This is a genomic window from Bradyrhizobium sp. SZCCHNRI3043 (assembly GCF_032377735.1).
Lineage (GTDB): Bacteria > Pseudomonadota > Alphaproteobacteria > Rhizobiales > Xanthobacteraceae > Bradyrhizobium.
This window is the reverse complement of record NZ_JAUHID010000003.1, coordinates 458014-479115: the sequence shown is the minus strand read 5'-3', so window position 1 is coordinate 479115 and position 21102 is coordinate 458014. Positions and strand designations below refer to the sequence as shown.

The window sequence follows — 21102 nt, the reverse complement described above, 5'->3', positions numbered from 1 at the left end:
GTCAATTTGTCCGGAATGGTTCCCGCGGCGTTGCGCGGGCGACCTGACGTCGCAGTTCCTGCCGTCTCAGTTGAGGTGGTGCGACGCGCCGTTGCGGCGCTTGAGCCAGCCGTGCCCGAAATAGGCCAGCAGCGCGGCTGCCGCGAGCATGATCCAGATCGAGGGCATCTTCGAGCGCGGGCTGCCGCCGGCCTCGCCGACCGTGACGGGCTCGGTCATCGACACCAGCCGCAGGCCGGCGGCGTCGGTCGCGCGGCGCATGTCGGCGATGGCGGAGTGGGGCAGCGGGTCGGCGGCGAACAGCCGACCTGTCGCCGGCGCGTCGGACGCGGCGAGGTCGCTCGGCGGCGGCTCCATCGAAGACTGCGCGGCCTGGCTGCCGGAGGGCAGCTGGGCGAAGGAGTTCAGGTTGGCCGGCCGATGCGGCTTCGGTCCGTGCTGCGCCATCCGGTCCGGCTTCTCGGCCTTGTCCATTTTCTTGGGCGTCATGCTCTGCGGCACCGCGACCCGCACTTGAGGCCGCGAATAGGACGCCGGCTGGGTGACGGCCAGCATGCGGTTGGACCAGGCCATATAGGCCTTGCAGAGATCGTTGCAGTACTGGCCGTTGACCAAGTCGCCGTTGGCGGATCCGGCCTGCGCGGCGCCGGGCGCGGCAATGCAGATGACGGAGACCAGCGCGGCGACCGCTCCGAGCCTCGACGATGTCAAAACAGGCAATGCGCTCAACTGGCCGATCATCGCAATTTCCCCCGTCGCGGTTTCACGCCGTTTGGGGAATAACGACAGGCGGAATGGTCGAGAGTTGGATCAGATCGCGTCAACATCCGGATGAGTTGAGGTCAATTTGCTGATGCGAGGCGTTATCAATAAGGGGCGGGCTTTGCTGTTCGACATCGACGGCACGCTCGCCGACACCGATGCGCTGCATCTGCAGGCCTTCAACGCGGTGTTTGGGCCGTATGGCCACGTGTTCGACCGCGCGCGGGCGGCCCGCGAACTGCTCGGCCGCTCCAATCTGTCGATCTCCGCCCAATTTCTGCCGGATGAGGCGCCCGAGCGGCGCGCGGCGGTCATGGCGCAGAAGGAGGAGGTGTTTCGCAGCCTCGCCGCCGGCGCGGTGCAGCCGCTGCCGGGCCTGACGGCGCTGCTCGATCGGGCCGCGGCGGCGGCGATTCCAGTGGTGGCCGTGACCAACGCGCCGCGGGCCAATGCCGAGCTGATCCTGCACGGGCTCGGCGTGATGGACCGGTTTCGCGCCGTGGTCATCGGCGACGAGCTGCCGCACGGCAAGCCGCACCCGCTGCCCTATCTGGAAGGCCTGCGTGCGATCGATGCCGTGCCGGAATGGTCGGTCGCCTTCGAGGATTCCCGCGCCGGCATCGCGGCGGCGACGGCGGCCGGCATCGCGACCGTCGGCATGCGCACCAACCTTGGTCACGACGAACTGATCGCGGCGGGCGCGGCGCTCACTGCGGCGGCGTTCGACGAGGCCGACGTGCTCGATCTGGTGATGGCGCGGCTGGGAGAGAGAATGTGAGCCATGACCCGCTTCCGGCGACGATACCGCCGGCGGCGGAGCTGACATGTCGCTGACATCGGGCAACAGCTTGCGGTCACCGTCCTTGCGCGATGGTCTCGACGAACGCGGCCGTCGGGTTGGCCGTCACGAGATCAAGGTGAGACGCATGCGCAAGTTGTTGATCGCGGCTGGTCCCTCGGAACTGTCGTTCCGGCCGATGCTGCAGGTCGATGAAGAGGGATCCGCGTCCAGTCAGCGCGGCCGGCGCGGCAGCGGAGCCGGGCGAGCCAAGCGCGCCGAGGGCCGCGCCAAGCGGTCGGCCTGGCGGTTTCGCTGGGCGCGGCCGTCGCGCGCAATGGCCGCCATCCTTCGCGGCTTGCGGGCGACGCTGCAGGCTCTCTCTCCCGTGGAGATCCCGAGCGATGTGAGCGTACGGCAGGAGAGCTTGCGGGACATGTCGCCGGTTGTGCCGCGGCTTCGCGTCGTCGGCGGCTGCGGAGGAGCGCGCGAGGCCGCCGCCGTGCCGGCCGCCGCGCCCAATGCGATCTTCTGCGCTGCGGCCACGCCCCGCCATCACGTCCGGTCGATGGACACGCCACGCGCCCAGCGCCGGCGGCTGCGCGCGCGCTGATCGCGTCACCGCATGCGTGCCCTGCATGCTCTGTCCGTCGCACCTTGCTTGTCCGCAGCCCGATGCCGTGATTGAAACGGACGGTGCGCGCCAGGCTCGCTGTGCTCGCCTCGCAGGAGGACGGATCGATCATGTTCGTGGCGCGTGTCCTGTCGGTGGCTGCCGCCCTGCTGCTCGTGACCGCTTGCCTCGCGGCCGACACGCCCGGCGAGACCAGGGGCACGGTGCTGGAGCCATCGTCGGCGAATCTCGCGCTGACCTGGAGCCTGGCCCATCTGGTGTTGCCGGCGGCGCTCGTCGGCGGACGGCGCTGGGAGGGGCATGCGGAGGACGCGCCCGACGTGATCGGGATCGCGCCGCTCGTGATCGTGATGCACGGGTCGAGCGGCGTCGCGCCGGCGGTCAAGGAGTTCCAGGCCTGGCTCGCCGATGAGCTCGGCGTGGCGTCGGTGGCGCCCGACAGCCTCGCGATTCCCGACCGGCTGACCTACGCCTCGCCGGTCGACGTCGCGATCTATGAGCGCGTCCACGCCTTGCGGCTGGCCGAGCTGGAGAACGCGCTGAAGGCGTCGCTTGATTGGAGCTGGGTCGACCGGCTGCGGATCGTGCTGGCGGGCACCAGCGAGGGCGCGGTGGCGGTCGGCCGCTACGCCGGCAAGGATGTGGCGGCGCGGCTGATCTATTCGTGGTCGTGCGAGGACAACTACTTCGTCACCGCGCCCAGGCTCGGCATCGGCCCAAAGGAGCCGGTGCTGAACGCGATCTCGGCGCGCGATCCGTATTTCTCGGCTGCCAATCCCTGGAACAAGGACCGCCCCGTCACCGGATCCTGCGCCGCCGCGCTCAAGGACGATGCGAAGGCGGAGGTGATGGTGATCGATGCCGACGTGCACACGATCCTGAACCGGCCGGAGGTGCGCGAGCGGAGCGCTCGATTCCTGCGCGGCGTGCTGGAGCCCTGATCGGGCGGGCGGAGGATTGACGAGTGCTGAGACTGCTCGTGCTCGAAGGCAACTCGCTGGACGGCCGGCGCCGCTGGGCCGAGGTCGCCGGCGCCACGCCGTCGGAGAGCTACGCGGCCGTGCTGCGCGCGCTGGCGCCGGACGCGGTGATCGACATCGCCGCACCCGCCGATGCCGATGCGCGCCTGCCGCAGCCGATCGAGGCCTATCAGGGCATCGTCATCACGGGATCAGCGCTCAACATCTATCAGCGCGAGCCGGAAGCGCTGCGCCAGATCGAGCTGGTGCGGACGATCTTCGCGCGGGGCGTGCCGATGTTCGGCTCATGCTGGGGACTCCAGCTCGCAACCGTGGCGGCCGGCGGCGAGGTGTCGCTCAATCCGGCCGGCCGCGAGGTCGGCTTTGCGCGCAAGATCGCGCTGACGGATGCGGGCCGCGATCACCCGATGCATGCGGCGCGGAGCGCCGTGTTCGATGCACCGGCGATTCACAGCGACATCGTCACCCGGCTGCCGTCGGATGCGACGATCACCGCGCACAATGCCATGAGCGAGGTGCAGGCCGCGGAGATCCGCAGCGGCCACGGCCGGTTCTGGGGCGTCCAGTATCATCCGGAATTCAGCCTGCAGGACGTTGCCTGGGTGATTCGCCGCATCGGCCAGCCGCTGGTCGAGGAGGGCTTCTTCGTCGATCCGGCGGAGCTCGAGCGCTACGCAGCCGATCTCGCCACCCTGCATCACGACCGCGCCCGGCGCGACATTCTGTGGCGGCTCGGGCTCGACCAGGACGTCGCGAATGACGGGGTCCGGCAGGCCGAGATCAGCAACTGGATCGCCTCGCTCGCGTGACGCTGAGAACGCTACCGCATGAACTGAATGATGAGCGGCGCCAGCGCCACGTTCATCAGCCCGACCAGCACCATCACGAGGCCGGCGATCGCGCCTTCCTCGCGCCCGATCTGGTGGGCGCGCGCGGTGCCCGCACCATGCGCGCCGACGCCGAACAGCGCGCCTCTGGCGAGCGTCGAGCGCAGTGGCAGCCGCGCCAGCACGACGTCGCCGACGGCGGCGCCGATGATGCCGGTGAGCACGACGAACACGGCGGTGAGATCGGGGATGCCGCCGATCTCGCCTGAGACTTCCATCGCGAACGGCGTGCTCATTGAGCGCGGCAACAGGCTCAGACGCAGCTCGCCATCGATGCCGAGGACATAGGCCAGTGCCCAACTGGTCGCCACGGCGGTGAGGCTGCCCGCGACCATGCCGGCCAACAGCAGCGGCCAGCGGCGGCGGATCAGCGCGCGTTGCTCATAGATCGGCACGGCGAAGGCGACGGTGGCCGGGCCGAGCAGCGCCACCAGCCAATGCGTGCCGCGGATGTAGTCGCGATAGGAGACGTTGAGCGCGAGCGCCGCGATCATCAGCAGCGCGGGCGCCACCGCCAGCGGCATCAGCCACCAGCGCGGCCAGCGCCGGTGCACGCGCTTCGCCAGCAGATAGAGCAGGATCGTCGCGAGCGACCAGACCGCCGCCTGGATCAGCGGCTCACGCCACAGCGCGGCGAGGGTCATGACGCTCGGTCCAACGGTAGCAGAGGTCGACGGTGAGCGCGGTCACGCACATCACGGCGGTGGTGCTGACGACGATCAAGGCGAAGATCTTCAGGCCGAGCAGGCCGAACAGTTCGCGATGGTCGAGCAGCGCCAGCACCGCCGGCACGAAGAACAGCAGCATCTCGGCCAGCATCCAATTTGCGCCGCGCTTGATGCTGGCGACCTTCAATCCGCCTGCCAGGACCAGAGTGAGCGCCAGCGCCATTCCGATGATGCCGCCTGGCAGCGGCAGGCCAGTTGCCCGGGCCAGCGCCTCGCCGGCAGCCCAGAACAGGCCGAGCAGACCGATCTGCACCAGCCGGTTGCGGCGGAGCAGGCGATGAACCCCAATGGAAATGCTGCGATGCATCATGTGGCGGCGTCCGTAAGTGATTGCGCGATCAAGGTATGCCGCATCGCAACATGTAGAAAGCGAATTGAATGAATGATATCAAGTCAAAAATCGAATACTGAGCCTGATTATGGAACTTCGAACCCTCAGGACCTTCGTCGAGGTCGTCCGCCAAGGCGGCTTCTCGCAGGCTGCCAAGGTGGTGTTTGCGACCCAGTCGACCGTCAGCAAGGCCGTCAAGCAGCTCGAGGACGAGCTCGGCCTACCCCTTCTGGACCGGCTCGGCCACAAGAGCCGCATGACCGCGGCCGGCGAGATCGTCTATCGCCGCGCGATCCGGCTGCTGGCGGAGCGCGACGACCTGCAGGCAGAGCTTGCCGAACTGCGCGGCCTGAAGCGCGGCGTGCTGCGCCTCGGCCTGCCGCCGATCGGGTCGAGCACGCTGTTCGCGCCGTTGTTCGCGCTCTACCGCCAGCTCTATCCCGAGATCGAGATCCGCCTGGTGGAGCACGGCAGCGACCGGCTCAGCGAATTGCTGGCTGCAGGCGATATCGATTTTGCCGGCCTGCTGCCGCCCATCGCCGATGAGTTTGCCGCGCAGATCGTGCGCCGCGAGCCGCTGATGGCGCTCGTCTCTGTCAATCATTCGCTGGCCCGCCGCAAAACGATCACGCTCGCCGAGCTGCGCGACACGCCGTTCGTGCTGTTCGAAGCCGGCTTCGCGCTCAACCGTATCCTCCGAGAGGCCTGCCGCCGCAATGGCTTCGAGCCGGTGGTTGCTGCACGCAGCACGCAGATCGATTTCATCGCCGAGCTCGCCGGCGCAGGTCTCGGGGTCGCCTTCCTGCCGCGCATGATCGCGACCCAGCGCACGCAGGTGCCGATCAGTCTCGTCCTGCTCGACGAGCCCGGCACCGAATGGACGTTGGCGATGGCCTGGCGTCGTGGCGCCTATCTGTCGCCGGCCGCGGCGGCGTGGCTCCGGTTGGTGCGCGAGCGCGGCGAGGCGTGAGCATGAGTGCGGCGATGTCGCTTCATCTGCGAGGAACGTGCGGCGAGACGGTCGGTGTCGCCATGACGATTGGCGAGGACCTGAGCTCTACGCACAACTCGCAATGATCGAGCACCTGTCGCAACGACGCGAAAGCGGAGCCCGGAGAGGCGATCTCGGACGTGCGGACGGGAACGGCAAGAGCTGACGAAGGTTGCCTTCGCGCGCTGACTCGTTGATCTGCGCGAGAGGACAATCGATGAGTGAGGAAGATCACGAGCACCCAGATCGCAAACCGCGAGATCGCAGGGAGCTGCGCGACGCGGATGCTCCGGCGGCGAAGCGGCCAGGCCCGGAAAGCATGCCTTCGGCTGGCCCACATGCGCGGCCCGACCTGACCGACAAGGACAAGACTCCCGGCACTGGCATGTTGCCGGAGCCGGGCGACGCCAATCCCAGTCCCACAGGCTGACGTCCCGTGCGTGACTGAGTGCGCGGGAACCAGGGGGTGCTTTGACGCGTTTCCGCCTGATCCGAAAGAACGTGACACGCGCAGGCGTGCCGCGCGCTCATTGATTGAACCGGAGGGCAAGGATGTGCCGCTGGATCGCGTACCGCGGTGAGACGACCGCCTTCGAGCACTATGTGACCGAGCCGGAACACTCGCTGGTGACGCAGAGCATCCGCGCGCTGGAATCCACCGCAGGCACAAATGGCGATGGTTTCGGTCTCGGTTGGTACGGCGATCATCCCGAGCCCGGCCTGTATCGCGAGACACGTCCGGCGTGGTCCGATGAGAATCTCCGCTATCTTTGCCGGCACCTGCATTCACATCTGTTCTTCGCGCATGTGCGCGCCGCGACCGGCACGGCCGTGACCCGTCAGAACTGCCATCCGTTTGCCTGCGGCCGCTGGCTGTTCATGCACAACGGCTTCGTCGGGAGCTGGAACAGGCTGCGCCGCAAGATCGAGGCTATGATTCCGGACGCGCTGTATCCATCGCGGCTCGGCACCACCGATTCCGAAGCCGTGTTCCTCGCCATCGTCGGCGCCGGCATCGATCAGGACCCGATCGGTGCGACATCGAACGTGCTACGCGCGCTCCGCCTGCTGGTCAACGAGGACGGCCTGCGCGAACACCTGCGCTTCACGTCCGCCCTGTCGAATGGCCACGATCTCTACGCGTTTCGCTTCGCTGCGAATGATCGCGCCAACTCGCTCTACTACCGGGAAGATGGCGATCAAGTGATCGTCGTCTCCGAGCCTTTTGACAAGGAGCCGGACTGGATCGAGGTTCCGCCCGATCACGTGCTGGTCGCGCGCGCGTCCAGACCCGCCGAAATCGTTCCGCTATTTGCCACAGACTCTGCCGGCTTCGTCGCGGAACGCAAACGATCACAGAGGGTTGTCGGCGGCACATAACACAACAGAAACTGGATGATCCGCGATGTGCGGCATTTGTGGTGAAGTCAGGACTTCCGGACAGCCCGCGCTCGCGGCGCTCGGCCGCATCAACGATGCGATGCAGGCGCGCGGTCCCGACGCCGCCGGCCTCTACGTGCAGGGTGGAATCGCGCTCGGCCACCGTCGTCTCAGCATTCTCGATCTATCAGCCGCCGCGCAGCAGCCGATGATCGATGCCGCGCTCGGTCTCGGCATCGCGTTCAATGGGTGCATCTATAATTTCCGCGAGCTGCGCGCCGAGTTGCAGGCGAAGGGCTATCGCTTCTTCTCCGACGGCGATACCGAGGTGATCCTCAAGGCCTATCATGCCTGGGGCAAGACCTGTGTTCAGCGCTTCAAGGGCATGTTCGCCTTCGCACTGTGGGAGCGCGACGGCGGACGCGTCGTGATCGCGCGCGACCGTCTCGGCATCAAGCCGCTGTACTACACCGAGGGGCCGGGCTTCCTCCGCTTTGCCTCGTCCCTGCCGGCGCTGCTCGCCGGTGGTGATGTCGACACCTCGATCGACCGAACGGCGCTGCATCATTTCTTCAGCTTTCACGCCGCCGTTCCGGCGCCGCGTACGATCCTCAATGGCGTGAAGAAGCTCGAGCCGGCGACGTTGCTGACGATCGAGCCCGATGGAGCGCAGCGCCGCGAACGCTACTGGCAGTTCAGCGTCGGCGCGCCGCGTCCATCCGATCGCGCCATGAGTCAGGAAGAATGGTCGGATGCATTGCTGGACGCGATGACATCGGCGGTGGACCGTCGCCGTGTCGCTGACGTGCCCGTCGGTGTGCTGTTGTCGGGCGGGCTGGATTCGTCGCTGCTGGTCGCGCTGCTGTCCAAGCTGGGACACGAGGACATCCGCACCTTCTCGATCGGCTTCGACGCGGTGGGCAAGCACACCGGCGATGAATTCCACTACTCCGACATCATTGCACGGACGTTCGGCACCAGCCACGAGCAGATCAGGATCGGCGGCAACAGCGCGCTCGACGCCTTGCCCCATGCCATCGCCGCCATGTCTGAGCCGATGGTCAGCCACGACGCGGTCGCGTTCCATCTCCTGTCGTCGGAGGTCGCCAAGCGCGTCAAGGTGGTGCAGAGCGGGCAGGGCGCCGACGAGGTGTTCGGTGGCTACAGCTGGTATCCAGGCTTCCTCTCGGCCAACGATCCCGTTCAGCAATATCAGAATGTCTATTTCGACTGGACGCATTCGGATCTGCAGCGGCTGCTGGCGCCGGAGTTGCTCGGCGACGACGTGAGCCTGGCATTCGTGGAGTGCTTCTTCGGAGATCATGCCGGCGCCTCGGCGGCAGACAAGGTGCTGCAGATCGACACCGAGATCATGCTGGTCGACGACCCCGTGAAGCGGGTCGACAACATGACGATGGCGTTCGGGCTCGAGGCCCGCGTGCCGTTCCTCGATCACGACGTGGTGGAGCTCGCCGCGCGCATGCCCGCCGAGCTGAAGGTGAAGAACGGCGGCAAGCACATTCTCAAGGAGGCGGCACGCCGCTGCGTGCCGGCGGAGGTGATCGACCGCCCCAAGGGATACTTTCCGGTGCCGTCGCTGCGCTATCTGCGCGGCCCGTTCCTCGACTATGTCCGCGACGTGTTCAACGACGAGAAGGCGCGCGCACGCGGTCTCTACCAGCGCGACCTTATTGACCACATGTTGCAAAACCCCGAAGCCGAGATGAGCCCCAAAGGACATTCGCGGCTGTGGCAAGCGGCCCTGCTCGAGGCATGGCTGCAGACTCACGGCATTTGACGTCTGACAGGATTGATCACATGGGATTGGATCCACGCATCTTGGAGAAGCTGCGGCTCGGCCTGAGCGATGACGAGCGTCGTCTGGTGATCCGCTCGGCCAGCGGCAGCGAGGAAGTCACGGAATATTCGTTCGGCATCGAGGAGGAGTACTTTCTCGTCGATTCGCAGACGCACGATGTCGCGATCCGCACGCCCGACGATCTGTTCGAGGCCGCCAACTGGTCGACCGGCGGACAGGCCATGCGCGAGATGCTGCAGGCGCAGCTCGAGGTCGCCACCAACATCCATGTCGATGTCGGCGACGCGCGCGAGGAGATGAAGTTCCTGCGGCGCGAGGTTGCCAGCGTGGCGCGTCAGTATGGCCTGACGATCCTGGCCTGCTCCACGCATCCGACCGCGAGGTGGCGCAGCTCACAGCCGAGTCCCAAGCCGCGCTACGCGGAGATGATGGAGGACCTCCGCATCGTCGGCCAGCGCAACATGCTGTGCGGCATGCATGTGCACGTCCAATTGCCGGACCCCGAGCGGCGGTTCGCGGTCATGCGGGCGATGATCCCGCATATCCCGGTGTTCGTCGCGCTATCTGCGTCCTCTCCGTTCTGGAATTCGCGCGAGACGGGCCTGAAGGGCTATCGGCTCGCCGCCTATGACGAGCTGCCGCGCAGCGGCCTGCCCGAGCTGTTCACCTCGAAGCAGCAATATGATCGCTATGTCGCGGCGCTGACGAAGTCCGGCGTGATGCCGGACGAGAGTCATGTCTGGTGGGCGATGCGGCCGTCGCTGCGGCATCCGACCTTGGAGTTGCGTGCGCCCGACGTCTGCACGTCGGTGGATGACGCCGTGGCGATTGCCTCGCTCTATCGCGCTTTGGCACGCTACCTCTCTCTCAATCCCGATCTTGCGGAGACCGTCGGCAATGTCGAGCGCGCGATCGCGGTCGAGAACAAGTGGCGGGCGCAGCGCGATGGCACCGACTGTCTGTTCGTGACCGAGGACGGTCCCGTGACGGGCCAGGAGATCCTCAACCGCATGATCGCGGATGTCGCACCGCATGCGGAGGCTCTGGGATGTCTCGCCGAGGTCGAGCACTGCCGCATCATCATGCAGTTCGGCAGCTCGGCCGACTATCAGCTGCAGGCCTATCGCGAGTCCGGCGGACAGTTGTCGGCCGTGACGCGCTGGATCGAGGCGGCGACGGTGTCGCGCGCCGAGCCGCCGCGCTCACAGGCACCGGTCGAGCCGGCACAATGACGCGGGCCTAGGTCGGCTGCCTGATCACATGGCCGTCGCGCGCGATGAGGCGGCCGTCCTTGTAGACTGAGCGGCCCTTTGGCACGGCGACGACAGCCTGCGGAACGTGCTCGGCATCGAGGGTGACAAAGTCGGCCCGCGCACCGACGCGCAGGCCGTAGTCCGCAAGCCTCAAGGCCTTGGCGCCGGCCTCGGTGACGAGGTCAAAGGCCATCCGCAGCTCGTCATCGACATAGAAGCCGGAGCGATAGCCGACCATCATGGCGCGGTTCAACAGATCGCCGTCGCCATAGGGCCACCAGGAGTCGCGGATGTTGTCGTTGCCGCTGAACACGGTGACCCCCGCCGCACGCAACAGCGCCACGGGCGGGAAGGGCCGCGCGCCCGGCGCGTTGGTCATGATGGCGACGCCAGACGCCGCCAGGACGTCGGCAATCTTCTTCAGCGGGTCAGCAGGCAGGTCGCCGAGGGCGTAGGCGTGGCTGACCGCGACGCGGCCTTGCATGCCGAGGGCGCGCGTGCGCGCCGCGATCTGCTCCAGCTCGAACAGGCCGAGCATGCCCGGATCGTGCAGATGGATATCGACATCGACGCCGTGCTTGTGGGCTGTGCCGAACACGACGTCGAGATGCCTTTCGACGTCGCGGTCGAAGCTGGCGGGATCGAGCCCGCCGACGAGGTTGGCGCCGAGCCTGATGGCTTCGTCGAGCAGCTCGGGTGTGCCCGGGCTCTTGAGGATGCCGCTCTGCGGAAAGGCGACGAGCTGGATCTCGATCAGCTCGCGATACTCGTCGCGGACGCGCAGGATCGTTTCCAGCGATGTGAGGCCGACGGAGCCGTCGACCATCACATGGCTGCGCATCCGCGTGGTGCCGTGGCCGATGCAGAGATCGAGCTGGTTACGGGCGCGCACGTCCATCGGCGCAGCCGCGGCCATATTCTGCGCCTGGAACGTGACGCGCTCATGCACGTCGAAGCCGTTGGTGCAGGGCTTGTGCGGCTTCCAGGCATCGCCGTAGAAGCTGGTGTCGAGATGGATGTGGCCCTCGACGAAGCCGGGCACGACCAGAGCGCCGCCGAGATCGATCACCTCGCGCGCCTCGGGGCGCTCGGTCTCAGCGAGAAGCCCGCTGATGCGGTCGCCGTCGACCGTAATCGCATGGCGCGCGCTGCGGTCGAGCCGCGCATTGATGAACAGCTTGTCGACGGCCATGCGCAATATCCTTCCCATCTATCCGCCAGCATCGGAGCCTCCGGAGGGCGGTCCGATGCTGGTGCCGACGAGACCACATTCTTGGTCAGGAGCCGCGACAGCCGCAAGCGTCTTCAAGCGGCGATCGCCTGCGGCAATCCGGCGATCCAGTCGCGCGCCAGCGCGATGTCCGCCTGCGACAGCTGGTGACCCGCCGGCAATGTCGTATGGGTCACGTCGGCGCCGGCCTCGGTGAGCTGAGTGCACAGCTTCGCCGAATTGCTGGCAGGTACGATCGAATCAGCGAGCCCCGACAGCATCAGCACCGGCCGGCGCGCGAGCCTGGCGGCCGGCGGCTGTGCCAGCGGAACCATGGCGCGGAACAGCACTGCACCGGTCAGCGCTTCCGGCTGCAGTAGCAGCAGCGCGGCGGCGATGTTGGCGCCGTTGGAGTAGCCGACCGCGAGCGGCGCTTCGATCCCGTAGTGCTGCCGCGCCGCGTCGATGAAGGCGCCGAGCTCCAGAGCGCGCCGGCGGACGTCGTCCTCGTCGAACACGCCCTCGGCAAGCCGGCGGAAGAAGCGCGGCATGCCATGCTCGAGCACTTGGCCGCGTGGCGACAGCAGGGCGGCGCCGGGCGACAGCGTGGCGCCGAGCGGCAGCAGATCGTTCTCGTCGCCGCCGGTGCCGTGCAGGAGCAGCAGTGGGGCTGCTCCCGGCGTGTGTCCGGGCTGGAAGCGGTGGGTGAAGGACAATGCCACGGTCATGATGCGGCCTCTTCGAGGTTGGGCAGCACGCCTTCGATCTGCTTGCGGTGCGATTCGAGGAAGGCGGGCAGCTTCAGGTTTCGTCCGAGCTCGGCGACCGGCTCGTCGACCGCGAAGCCCGGGATATCGGTTGCGATCTCGAACAGCACGCCGCCCGGCTCGCGGAAGTAGATCGAGCGGAAGTAGTTGCGGTCCTTCTGCTCGGTCGGATGCAGGCCGTGACGATCGACCAGCCGCTGTGCCATCACGCCCTGTGCGGCATCGTCGGCGGCGCGGAAGGCGATGTGATGCACCGACCCGGCGCCCTGCGCGCCACGCAGAAAGCCCCTGGCCTCGTAGATGTCGACCACGCTGCCCTCGGCGTCGCCGGGCGCCTTGAAGCGGATCACCGAGCCTTCGCGGCCCGTCTCTTCGAAGCCGAACACGTCGGTCAGCACGGCGGCAGTCCTCTCCGCGGAGTCGAGCAGCAGAGTCACGCCGTGGAAGCCGCGGATCGCGTGCTCCGCCGGGATGTCGCCGTTGCCGTAGCCGGGCTCGTTCTCCGCGCCGGGGACGCCGACCAGCGCCAGCGCCATGCCGTCCGGATCGGTGAACGGCAGCACGGATTCACCAAAGCGCTTCTCCAGCGCCTCATAGGCGATGCCCTTCTCGGTGAGGCGCTGCGTCCAGTAGCTAAGGGAGCGCTGCGGCACCCGGAACGCGGTCTGGTGGGTCTCGCCGACGCCGCGGCGGCCCGGCCGCACGCCGGCCCAGGGGAAGAAGGTCAGGATGGTGCCGGGGCGGCCGGTCTCGTCGCCGTAATAGAAGTGATAGGTGCCGGGATCGTCGAAATTGACCGTCTTCTTGACGAAGCGCAGCCCGAGGTCGCGGGTGTAGAAGCCGAAATTGCGGATCGGATCGCCGGCAATCGCAGTCACGTGGTGCAGTCCGGGCATATGGGTCTCCTGTCGATGGACCCCCGAAAGGGCCGTTGAATTCCTGGGTGCAATATTGGCTCGCTTTGATTTGGAGACAATCCGTGCTCTTGTGACGTCTCTGTCTACGATTTGGCGACAATGGCGGCCCTATGGACAAGCTGAGCAGCCTGCGGGCCTTCGTGAAGGTGGTCGAGAGCGGCAGCTTCGCCGAGGCCGGCCGGCAGCTGCGGCTGTCGCGCTCGGCGATCTCGAAATATATCGGCGAGCTGGAGGCGAGCCTCGGCGTCCAGTTGATCGTCCGCACCACCCGCCATGCCAGCCCGACCGAGACCGGCCAGCTCTATTTCGAGCGTGCAGTCTCGATTCTCGCCGAGCTCGACGCCGCCGATCAGGCCGTCAGCCAGTCGCAGGCCGCGCCGCGCGGGCTCTTGCGCGTCAACGCGCCGATGTCGTTCGGCACCATGCGGCTCGGTCCCGTCGTCGCCGATTTCATGGCCCGCTATCCCGAGCTGCAGTTGCAGATCGTGCTGAGCGACGATCTGCTGGATCCCGTGCAGGACGGCTTCGACGTGACCTTGCGGATCGCTGAGCTGGAATCGTCGAGCCTGGTGGCGCGGCGGATCATGCCGGTGGAGCGCGTGATCTGCGCCGCGCCGGCCTATCTCGCGCGGCACGGCACGCCTGGCAGCCCGGAGGAGCTGCGCCGCCACACCTCTCTCACCTACGGTTTCCTGCTGACCGGCAATCAGTGGAAGCTCACCGGCCGCGACGGCGACCACTGGGTCCAGCCGGCGTGGTCGTTGTGCGTCAACAATGCCGAGGTGCTGCGCGACGTCGCCATCAAGGGACAGGGCATTGCGCTGATCCCGCGCTTCATCGCGGCGGACGCGCTCGAGAGCGGCGCGCTGACCGCGATCCTCGCCGATTACGCCGCGCCGCCGCTCGCGCTCTATGCGATCTATCCGCCGACGCGGCACCTCTCGGTGAAGGTGCGGCTGTTCATCGACTTCCTGGTCGAGCGCTTCGGCAAGGAGCGCGACGTGACCAGACCGTAGGCTGCAACTGAACTGGAAATCGCCTCGAACCTTTAACCGGGCGCTGATAGTGTTCCGAGCCGGCAGCAGAGAGGTAACGATGCATGGGGCGGCTGAGCACGCATATTCTGGATACGGTCAGGGGCAAGCCCGCGGCCGGCGTCGCGATCGATCTCGATGTCCTCGAACCGGACGGCTCCTGGCGCCGCGTCAAGCAGGTCCGGAGCAATGCCGACGGGCGCACCGACCAGCCGATGCTGGCGGACGATGACTTCGCCATCGGCACCTACATGCTGACCTTCCATATGGGCGCTTATTTCAGGACCCACGGCCTCGCCTTGGGCGACCCGCTGTTTCTCGATCTGATCCCGCTCCGCTTTTCCGTCGCCGATGCCAGCGCGCACTACCATGTGCCGCTGCTCGCGACGCCCTGGAGCTACCAGACTTATCGCGGGAGCTGAGCCGGATGAGTGCTGACGTCTATCCCCGCGACATGGTCGGCTACGGCCGCACGCCGCCGCATCCGCGCTGGCCCGGCGATGCCCGCATCGCGGTGCAGTTCGTGATCAACTACGAGGAGGGCGGCGAGAACAACATCCTCCACGGCGACGCCGCGTCCGAAGCCTTCCTGTCCGAGATCGTCGGCGCCCAGCCCTGGCCCGGGCAGCGCCATATGAACATGGAGTCGATCTACGAGTTCGGCTCGCGCGCCGGCTTCTGGCGGCTGTGGCGGATGTTCACCGCGCGCAAGCTGCCGGTCACGGTGTTTGCGATCGCCACCGCGATGGCGCGCAATCCGGACGCCGTGGCTGCGATGAAGGAGGCCGGCTGGGAGATCGCCTCCCACGGCCTGAAATGGATCGACTACCGCGATGTCTCCGAGGCCGACGAGCGCGCCGATATCGAGGAAGCGATCCGCATTCATACGGAGCTCACCGGTGAGCGGCCGCTCGGCATTTACCAGGGCCGTACGTCGGAGCGCACGCTCGACATCGTGTTGAACGAGCAGGGCTTCGTCTACAGCGCCGATTCCTACGCCGATGAGCTGCCGTACTGGATCGCGGGGCCGCACGGCCCGCAACTGATCGTGCCCTATACGCTCGATGCCAACGACATGCGCTTCGCCACGCCGCAGGGCTTCAATTCCGGCGACCAGTTCTTCGCCTATCTGAAGGACAGTTTCGATACGCTCTACGCAGAGGGTGCGGAGAGCCCGCGCATGATGTCGGTCGGGCTGCATTGCCGCCTCGTCGGCCGCCCCGGGCGTGCGGCCGCGCTGGCGCGCTTCCTCGACTACATCACGGCTCATGACAAGGTCTGGGTCGCGACCCGGCTCGACATCGCCCGGCACTGGATCCGGACGCATCCGCCGGCCGGCGTGTGGCGGCCGTCGGAGATGTCGCGCGTGCTGTTCGTGGAGCGCTATGGCGACATCTTCGAGCATTCGCCTGAAATCGCCGAGCGCGCCTATCGCGCCGGCCTCACCGCCTTCGACGACGCGGCGGACGCGCTGCATACGACGCTCATGAACGTCGTCCGCGCCATGAGCCGCGACGAGAAGCTGAAGCTGATCCGCGCCCATCCGGAGCTCGCCGGCCGCGAGGCGCTGGCGGGTGAGATGACGAACGACTCGATCGGCGAGCAGGGCCGGCTCGGCTTCACCTCGCTGTCGCGCTCCGAGTTCGAGCGCGTCGCCGACATCAACCGCCGCTATCGCGACAAGTTCGGCATGCCGCTGATCGTCGCTCTGGCGCTGCACGCCGACCGCCCCTCGGTCATCGCCGAGATGGAGCGTCGCATCGGCAACGACCCGGACACCGAGATCGCCAACGCCATCGACCAGATCGGTCACATCACGCGGGCGAGGTTAGCGAAGAAGTTCGATCAGGACTGAGCGAGGATCTGCTCGGCGTCGGCAGCGACATCGAGCAGCAGGCGGTCGCGGCCGCGGGCCGCGATGAGTTGCAGACCGAATGGCAGTCCATGAACGTTGGTGCCGCAGGGGATCGAGATCGCCGGCACGCCGGCGTGATTGGCGTAAGGCGTGAACACCGCATGCGCGCGTGGGCTCGCCGGCTTGCCGCCGATCTTGGATGGGCCGAGCTGCGTGAATGGCCAGGCGACGCAGGGCACGGTCGGCGCCAGCAGCACGTCGGCCTGCGTGAAGAAGCTTGCGAAGGCCCGCGCGATCTGCGCGCTTGCCTCGAGCGCACGCGCGACGTCGGCGCCGCTAAGGCCGAGCCCGCGCTCGATCTGCTTGGCGATATCGGGATCGAATTGCGCCGGATCATTGTGGAAGGCGTCGCCGTAGAGCGCGGCCAGCCCGGCATGCTGGAGCGGCATGACCGCGTCCTCGGCAAGGCCGGCCGGCCAGACTGGATCCTTGTCGACAATCGGCATGCCGCCGGCGCGGAGGCGGTCGACCGCCCGCTGCAGGCCAGCGCTGATGTCGCCATCGACCGCGACGTCCAGCCCGAGCCGCGGCGAGAACGCCACGCGCAGCGGCGTTGCATGATCCGCCACGGCCACGTCGAACGTATCGGGATCGCGTGGGTCGGCGCCGGCCATGATCTCGAACGCAAGCCTGGCATCGCCGACATCGGTCGCGATCGGCGCGATCACCGAGATGCGCCAGAATGGCTCGGGGAATCCCGGCCCGTAGGGAATGGCACCGAACGACGGCTTGAAGCCGACCACGCCGACATGGGCCGGCGGCCGGCGGCTCGAGCCGCCGGCATCGGTGCCGATCGCGAGCGGCACGAGCCCAGCCGCCACCGCAACGGCGGGACCGCCCGACGAGCCGCCGGGCGTGAGCTGCGGGTCCTGCGGATGAACAGTCGGTCCGAACAGCTGCGAGGTCGTCACGCCCTTGCAGGCGAACTCGGAGGTTGCGCCGACGCCAACGATCACGGCGCCAGCGCGGCGCAGCCGCGCGATCGCGATCGCATCCTCGGGCGCGATGAAATCAGCGAACAGCCGCGAGCCCTGCGTGATGCGCCAGCCGCCGACCCAGATATTGTCCTTGACCACGATCGGCACGCCGGCGAGCGGCATTGCTTCGCCGGCGGCCACGCGCGCATCGACGGCATCGGCCTCGGCGCACGTTCGCGCCGGATCTGTGGTGACGACGGCGTTGAGGTCATGGGCCGCGGCGATGCGCGCCAGCGCTTGCTCGGCCATCTCTCTGGCGGTGCTTTGCCGCGCCAGGACGGCGCGTGCGATGTCACTCGCGCGCATGGGATCGCTCCATCAGCAGCACGGCCGCGCCCGCGGCCGCCGTCAATCCGAGTGCGACGAAGCTGCCGCCGAGGCCGACGCGGGGCGTCAGCAAGGCGACGAGCAGCGGCGCGGCGACGAGGCCGAGAAACGAGGCGGTGAGCACTGCACCTGTCGCCTCGGCAACACGCCCGGGCTTGGCGAGATTGGCGATCTCGGCGATGAACACGCCGTTCCAGCCGCTCGCCGTCAGCCCGAACACGATCGTGAGCAGGACCAGGATCGACCGGCTCAGCAGCGGCCCCCAGAGACCGAGCAGCAGCGCGCAGACGGCCATGCCGACGCCTGCCATCACCAGCACGGCCCGCGCCGAGCGCAGCCGTGTCGCCACAACGCCCCAGCCCAGCCGTCCCGTCAGGCCGGCGCCTTGCGCCGAGGCCAGCACCCAGCGGGCCTCGACATGGCTCAGCCCGAGCTCAGACGTGCCGAAGCTGACGAAGCAGGTGTTGAGGATGACCTGCATGCCACTGAACGGAATCGAGGCGACCGCGAGCGCGGCCATGCGGCGGTCGGCGCTGATCAGTCGCAATCGATCGAACAGGCCGAGCCGCGGCATGGCCGGCGGCGTGATCGCATAGGCCGGCCGCAGACGCTCGAAGCCGGCGAAGGCGATGGCGGCGCAGACGATCACGGCGGCATAGGCGGAGCTCGGTGCCAGCAGCACGGCGATCGGCGGCAGCAGCAGCGAGCCGACGACGGCGCCGATCTGGTTGCCGGTCTGCCGGATCGAAAACACCATCGCGCGCTTCTCGGCCGGCACGAGCCGTCCGAGAAGCGCCGAGCTTGCCGGCGTCTCCGGTCCGACCGCAAGGCCGAGCATCAGCCCGGCCCCGAGCAGCGCCCATCCGCTCTCGAACAGCGCCAGCGACATGCCAGCGCAGACGGCGACCGCGCACAGGGCCGCCACGCGCAGCGAGCCGACGCGCTGGACCAGCGTGCCGCCCCAGAACGAGGAGACGAGGCTGATGGTGAAGGCTGTGGTGGAGAACAGCGACAGTTGCTCGATGCTCAGTCCAGCGCGCGGCGCGACGACGCCCGGCGCGAACAGCGCCAGCGACACCAGGGCCTGCAGCGCGGTCATCGCAGCGACTGCAGGCCACAGCGGCGGCGCTGGCGCTGATGCTTGCTTCGCGGCTATCATGCCGCGACAACCTGATGGCGGAGCACGAAATGGCCGGTGGAATCTCGGTTCATGCGGTTGATGTGGCGAACGGGCGCCCCGCGCGTGGCCTGCGCGTCGCGATCTGGCGCGTGACGCCCGATCGCACGCTGCTCGCGGAGGGACAGCTCGGCGCCGATGGCACTCTGCAGGCGCCGGTCGTCGAGGGCGACGGCGTGACCGCCGGCGAGTATGAGGTGCTGTTTCATGTCGGCGAGTTCTTCGGGACTGGCGCTCAGACGAAATTCCTCACCACAGTGCCGTTTCGCTTCGCGATCGACAAGGTCGAGGAGCACTTTCATCTGCCGCTGAAATTCACCCCCTGGGGCTATTCGATCTTCCGTGGGGCCTGAGGTACAGCTCGCGCCGTCGTACGCTGATGGTTGGACGATCCTGCCTGCCAAGGAAATACTCGTCATGCCCGGGCTTGTCCCGGGCATCCACGTCCATCCACGATCGCCGGCCGACGTGGATGGCCGGGACAAGCCCGGCCATGACGGCTTGGAGTTGGACGGGCACGAACTCCCAATTTCAGGAACGGGCACTCAGCCTCAACCCGTCAGCCGCTTCGACAGTCCGGTGGTGCGCTCCATGATCGCCATCAGCGCGATCGTGGCAATGATCAGCACGCTCGACAGCGCGGCGATGGTGACGTCGAGCTTGCCTTCGAGGTCCTGCCACATGCGGATCGGGAGCATGTCGGTGGCGGCGTCGCGCAGGAACAGCGACACCGGCACGTTGTCGAACGATGACATGAAGGCGATGAAGGCACCGGAGATGATGCCGGGGCGGATCAGCGGCAAGACGATGCGGCGGAACGTGTAGAGCCTGGAGGCGCCGAGGATCGCCGAGCTTTCCAGCAGGGTCGGCTCGAGCTGGGCCAGTGCCGCGACGGTGTTGCGGACGACATAGGGCACGCAGACGATGGTGTGGCCGATCACCAGGGTCAGCAGCGAAACCGGTAGGCCGATCAGCGAGAAGAACATCAGCGCCGCCAAGCCGAAGGCGAGTGCCGGCAGTACCAGCGGCGACATGAACAACGAGTCCAGGAGCTTCGCCGTGAGCGTCTTCGAGCGCGAGATCGCCAGCGCCGCGGCGACGCCGAGCATGATCGACAGACCCGTCGACCATAGCGCGACGACGACGCTGTTGCGTGCGGCGAACTGCAGCTGCCAGGCGTTCCACAATTCGACGTACCAGCGGGTCGAATAGCCCGGCGGCGGGAATTTCAGCGAGAAGCCGGACGTGAAGGAGACGATCACCACGACCAGCGACGGCGACACGATCAGGATCAGCGCCAGCACGGCAACCACCGTCATCACGATCTGGAAGCTCAGCGCTTCCCAGTTGCGCTGGCGCTGGCTCATCTGGCGTCTCCATAGCCGCGGGCACGCCGCCCGAGGGTCGAGAACAGCGCGACGATGGCGAGCACTGCGAACAGGAAGATGATCGAGATCGCCGCCGCGAACGGCCAGTTCTGCAGGGTCGAGGCCTGCTGGTAGAGATACATCGGCATGAACAGCATCTGCCCGCCGCCGACCAGGGACTGCGTGATGAAGGCGGTGATCGCGGCGGCATAAGTCAGGGTGCAGCCGGCGATGATGCCGGGCATCGACAGCGGCAGCATCACCTTGACGAAGGTGCGCCAGCTACCGGCGCCGAGTGAGGCCGAGGCGTCGGAGAGATTGGGATCGATGCGGCCGATCGCGGTGATCAGTGGCAGCACCATCAGCGGCATCTGCACCTGCGCCAGCGCCGCGATCAGTCCGCCCTGGGTGTAGATCATGCGCAGCGGCGTGCCGATCAGGCCGAGCGATTGCAGCACGGAGTTGATGATGCCCTGCCGGCCCAGGATCACGATCCAGGCGAAGGTGCGGACGACGACGCTGGTGAGCAACGGCAGCAGGACGATCATGATGATCAGGGTCTGCACCCGGCTGCCCGAGCGCTGATACAGCCAGGCGATGGGATAGCCGAGCACGAGGCAGGCGAGCGTCACCTCGGCGCCGAGCAGCAAGGTCGAGCCGAGCACGGCGAGGCTGAAGGGGTCGGTCAGGAACTTGATGTACTGGCCGAGCCCCCACACCGTCGCCGCGGTGTCGTTGTGCAGCGAGAGATAGAGCAGTTGCGCCAGCGGCAGCACGAAGAAGATCGCGAACACCAGGCCCAGGGGCAGCGCAAGCCCCAGGCTGAAGCTGGTCACGTCTCCAGGTGCTGTCGTGGCGCTCTTCATCG

At 67.4% G+C, this 21102-nt stretch carries 22 protein-coding genes; 12 read left to right on the top strand and 10 right to left on the bottom strand.

Features of this window, described 5'->3' with window-relative positions:
• Positions 1-66 precede the first annotated feature (66 nt).
• Positions 67-741 carry a hypothetical protein gene (locus QX124_RS10985; protein WP_315797146.1) on the bottom strand — a complete coding sequence of 225 codons (675 nt, stop codon included), beginning with the start codon at positions 739-741 and terminating at the stop codon, positions 67-69.
• 106 nt (positions 742-847) lie between these two features.
• On the opposite strand from QX124_RS10985, the gene QX124_RS10980 reads away from it, so the two are divergent.
• From QX124_RS10980 to QX124_RS10965, 4 genes are all read left to right on the top strand, one after another.
• Positions 848-1540 (top strand): HAD-IA family hydrolase, encoded by a 693-nt coding sequence (locus tag QX124_RS10980; RefSeq protein ID WP_315797145.1) that lies wholly within the window; start codon positions 848-850, stop codon positions 1538-1540.
• A 148-nt stretch (positions 1541-1688) separates the two neighbouring features.
• On the top strand, positions 1689-2153 hold the full coding sequence (locus QX124_RS10975) for a hypothetical protein (RefSeq protein ID WP_315797144.1): 465 nt from the start codon (positions 1689-1691) through the stop codon (positions 2151-2153).
• A gap of 131 nt (positions 2154-2284) precedes the next feature.
• Positions 2285-3115, top strand: a complete 831-nt coding sequence (locus tag QX124_RS10970; protein WP_315797166.1) for a hypothetical protein — start codon at positions 2285-2287, stop codon at positions 3113-3115.
• Between the two features lie 23 nt (positions 3116-3138).
• Positions 3139-3963 carry a type 1 glutamine amidotransferase gene (locus QX124_RS10965; protein ID WP_315797143.1) on the top strand — a complete coding sequence of 275 codons (825 nt, stop codon included), beginning with the start codon at positions 3139-3141 and terminating at the stop codon, positions 3961-3963.
• An 11-nt stretch (positions 3964-3974) separates the two neighbouring features.
• Here QX124_RS10965 and QX124_RS10960 read toward each other — a convergent pair whose 3' ends face one another.
• Together QX124_RS10960 and QX124_RS10955 are read right to left on the bottom strand one after the other, a co-directional pair.
• Positions 3975-4685, bottom strand: coding sequence for an LrgB family protein (locus QX124_RS10960; RefSeq protein ID WP_315775576.1), 711 nt, complete (start codon positions 4683-4685; stop codon positions 3975-3977).
• On the bottom strand, positions 4660-5079 hold the full coding sequence (locus QX124_RS10955; RefSeq protein WP_315753691.1) for a CidA/LrgA family protein: 420 nt from the start codon (positions 5077-5079) through the stop codon (positions 4660-4662). Before QX124_RS10955 ends, QX124_RS10960 begins: the two co-directional genes overlap by 26 nt.
• 109 nt (positions 5080-5188) lie before the next feature.
• Between QX124_RS10955 and QX124_RS10950 the strand changes: the two genes are divergently transcribed.
• The 4 genes from QX124_RS10950 to QX124_RS10935 all read left to right on the top strand — a co-directional run bounded on the left by QX124_RS10950 (position 5189) and on the right by QX124_RS10935 (position 10522).
• On the top strand, positions 5189-6070 hold the full coding sequence (locus QX124_RS10950; RefSeq protein WP_315734888.1) for a LysR family transcriptional regulator: 882 nt from the start codon (positions 5189-5191) through the stop codon (positions 6068-6070).
• A gap of 573 nt (positions 6071-6643) precedes the next feature.
• Positions 6644-7471 (top strand): class II glutamine amidotransferase, encoded by an 828-nt coding sequence (locus tag QX124_RS10945; protein ID WP_315797142.1) that lies wholly within the window; start codon positions 6644-6646, stop codon positions 7469-7471.
• A gap of 25 nt (positions 7472-7496) precedes the next feature.
• On the top strand, positions 7497-9269 hold the full coding sequence (locus tag QX124_RS10940; protein ID WP_315797141.1) for an N-acetylglutaminylglutamine amidotransferase: 1773 nt from the start codon (positions 7497-7499) through the stop codon (positions 9267-9269).
• A gap of 20 nt (positions 9270-9289) precedes the next feature.
• On the top strand, positions 9290-10522 hold the full coding sequence (locus tag QX124_RS10935) for a carboxylate-amine ligase (RefSeq protein WP_315797140.1): 1233 nt from the start codon (positions 9290-9292) through the stop codon (positions 10520-10522).
• A 7-nt stretch (positions 10523-10529) separates the two neighbouring features.
• Here the strand turns inward: QX124_RS10935 and QX124_RS10930 are convergent, their stop codons facing one another.
• The 3 genes from QX124_RS10930 to QX124_RS10920 form a co-directional block, all read right to left on the bottom strand.
• A complete protein-coding gene (locus QX124_RS10930; RefSeq protein WP_315797139.1) occupies positions 10530-11735 on the bottom strand; it encodes an amidohydrolase family protein in 1206 nt (401 codons plus the stop codon).
• Positions 11736-11848: 113 nt separating this feature from the next.
• A complete protein-coding gene (locus QX124_RS10925) occupies positions 11849-12481 on the bottom strand; it encodes an alpha/beta hydrolase (protein WP_315797138.1) in 633 nt (210 codons plus the stop codon).
• Positions 12478-13416: a ring-cleaving dioxygenase gene (locus tag QX124_RS10920; protein ID WP_315797137.1), complete on the bottom strand. Its 939-nt coding sequence runs from the start codon at positions 13414-13416 to the stop codon at positions 12478-12480. Before QX124_RS10920 ends, QX124_RS10925 begins: the two co-directional genes overlap by 4 nt.
• Positions 13417-13547: 131 nt before the next feature.
• On the opposite strand from QX124_RS10920, the gene QX124_RS10915 reads away from it, so the two are divergent.
• The 3 genes from QX124_RS10915 (at position 13548) to puuE (ending at position 16326) form a co-directional block, all read left to right on the top strand.
• Positions 13548-14453 carry a LysR family transcriptional regulator gene (locus QX124_RS10915; RefSeq protein ID WP_315783852.1) on the top strand — a complete coding sequence of 302 codons (906 nt, stop codon included), beginning with the start codon at positions 13548-13550 and terminating at the stop codon, positions 14451-14453.
• 83 nt (positions 14454-14536) lie between these two features.
• Complete coding sequence (gene uraH, locus QX124_RS10910) at positions 14537-14893, top strand: hydroxyisourate hydrolase (protein ID WP_315797136.1); 357 nt, start codon at positions 14537-14539, stop codon at positions 14891-14893.
• 5 nt (positions 14894-14898) lie between these two features.
• Complete coding sequence (gene puuE / locus QX124_RS10905) at positions 14899-16326, top strand: allantoinase PuuE (RefSeq protein ID WP_315797135.1); 1428 nt, start codon at positions 14899-14901, stop codon at positions 16324-16326.
• Here puuE and QX124_RS10900 read toward each other — a convergent pair.
• Together QX124_RS10900 and QX124_RS10895 are read right to left on the bottom strand one after the other, a co-directional pair.
• The gene (locus QX124_RS10900) at positions 16317-17669 is read right to left on the bottom strand and encodes an amidase (RefSeq protein ID WP_315797134.1); all 1353 of its coding nucleotides are present in this window, start codon (positions 17667-17669) and stop codon (positions 16317-16319) included. The two genes, puuE and QX124_RS10900, sit on opposite strands and share 10 nt — an antisense overlap.
• Positions 17656-18849: an MFS transporter gene (locus QX124_RS10895; RefSeq protein WP_315797133.1), complete on the bottom strand. Its 1194-nt coding sequence runs from the start codon at positions 18847-18849 to the stop codon at positions 17656-17658. Before QX124_RS10895 ends, QX124_RS10900 begins: the two co-directional genes overlap by 14 nt.
• Before the next feature lie 29 nt (positions 18850-18878).
• Between QX124_RS10895 and uraH (QX124_RS10890) the strand changes: the two genes are divergently transcribed.
• Entirely contained in the window at positions 18879-19220 is a 342-nt protein-coding gene (gene uraH / locus QX124_RS10890) for a hydroxyisourate hydrolase (RefSeq protein ID WP_315713684.1), read from the top strand.
• A 198-nt stretch (positions 19221-19418) separates the two neighbouring features.
• Here the strand turns inward: uraH (QX124_RS10890) and QX124_RS10885 are convergent, their stop codons facing one another.
• On the bottom strand, positions 19419-20234 hold the full coding sequence (locus tag QX124_RS10885) for an ABC transporter permease (protein ID WP_315797132.1): 816 nt from the start codon (positions 20232-20234) through the stop codon (positions 19419-19421).
• Complete coding sequence (locus tag QX124_RS10880; RefSeq protein ID WP_172131291.1) at positions 20231-21100, bottom strand: ABC transporter permease; 870 nt, start codon at positions 21098-21100, stop codon at positions 20231-20233. Before QX124_RS10880 ends, QX124_RS10885 begins: the two co-directional genes overlap by 4 nt.
• Positions 21101-21102 lie beyond the last annotated feature (2 nt).

Bases quoted from the DNA above. Each gene is read 5' to 3' on its own strand.
- QX124_RS10985 (WP_315797146.1), bottom strand. From the start codon at position 741: ATGATCGGCCAGTTGAGCGCATTGCCTGTTTTGACATCGTCGAGGCTC.
- QX124_RS10975 (WP_315797144.1), top strand. From the start codon at position 1,689: ATGCGCAAGTTGTTGATCGCGGCTGGTCCCTCGGAACTGTCGTTCCGG.
- QX124_RS10970 (WP_315797166.1), top strand. From the start codon at position 2,285: ATGTTCGTGGCGCGTGTCCTGTCGGTGGCTGCCGCCCTGCTGCTCGTG.
- QX124_RS10960 (WP_315775576.1), bottom strand. From the start codon at position 4,685: ATGACCCTCGCCGCGCTGTGGCGTGAGCCGCTGATCCAGGCGGCGGTC.
- QX124_RS10955 (WP_315753691.1), bottom strand. From the start codon at position 5,079: ATGATGCATCGCAGCATTTCCATTGGGGTTCATCGCCTGCTCCGCCGC.
- QX124_RS10950 (WP_315734888.1), top strand. From the start codon at position 5,189: ATGGAACTTCGAACCCTCAGGACCTTCGTCGAGGTCGTCCGCCAAGGC.
- QX124_RS10945 (WP_315797142.1), top strand. From the start codon at position 6,644: ATGTGCCGCTGGATCGCGTACCGCGGTGAGACGACCGCCTTCGAGCAC.
- QX124_RS10940 (WP_315797141.1), top strand. From the start codon at position 7,497: ATGTGCGGCATTTGTGGTGAAGTCAGGACTTCCGGACAGCCCGCGCTC.
- QX124_RS10935 (WP_315797140.1), top strand. From the start codon at position 9,290: ATGGGATTGGATCCACGCATCTTGGAGAAGCTGCGGCTCGGCCTGAGC.
- QX124_RS10930 (WP_315797139.1), bottom strand. From the start codon at position 11,735: ATGGCCGTCGACAAGCTGTTCATCAATGCGCGGCTCGACCGCAGCGCG.
- QX124_RS10925 (WP_315797138.1), bottom strand. From the start codon at position 12,481: ATGACCGTGGCATTGTCCTTCACCCACCGCTTCCAGCCCGGACACACG.
- QX124_RS10920 (WP_315797137.1), bottom strand. From the start codon at position 13,416: ATGCCCGGACTGCACCACGTGACTGCGATTGCCGGCGATCCGATCCGC.
- QX124_RS10915 (WP_315783852.1), top strand. From the start codon at position 13,548: ATGGACAAGCTGAGCAGCCTGCGGGCCTTCGTGAAGGTGGTCGAGAGC.
- uraH (WP_315797136.1), top strand. From the start codon at position 14,537: ATGGGGCGGCTGAGCACGCATATTCTGGATACGGTCAGGGGCAAGCCC.
- puuE (WP_315797135.1), top strand. From the start codon at position 14,899: ATGAGTGCTGACGTCTATCCCCGCGACATGGTCGGCTACGGCCGCACG.
- QX124_RS10900 (WP_315797134.1), bottom strand. From the start codon at position 17,669: ATGCGCGCGAGTGACATCGCACGCGCCGTCCTGGCGCGGCAAAGCACC.
- QX124_RS10895 (WP_315797133.1), bottom strand. From the start codon at position 18,849: ATGATAGCCGCGAAGCAAGCATCAGCGCCAGCGCCGCCGCTGTGGCCT.
- uraH (WP_315713684.1), top strand. From the start codon at position 18,879: ATGGCCGGTGGAATCTCGGTTCATGCGGTTGATGTGGCGAACGGGCGC.
- QX124_RS10885 (WP_315797132.1), bottom strand. From the start codon at position 20,234: ATGAGCCAGCGCCAGCGCAACTGGGAAGCGCTGAGCTTCCAGATCGTG.
- QX124_RS10880 (WP_172131291.1), bottom strand. From the start codon at position 21,100: ATGAAGAGCGCCACGACAGCACCTGGAGACGTGACCAGCTTCAGCCTG.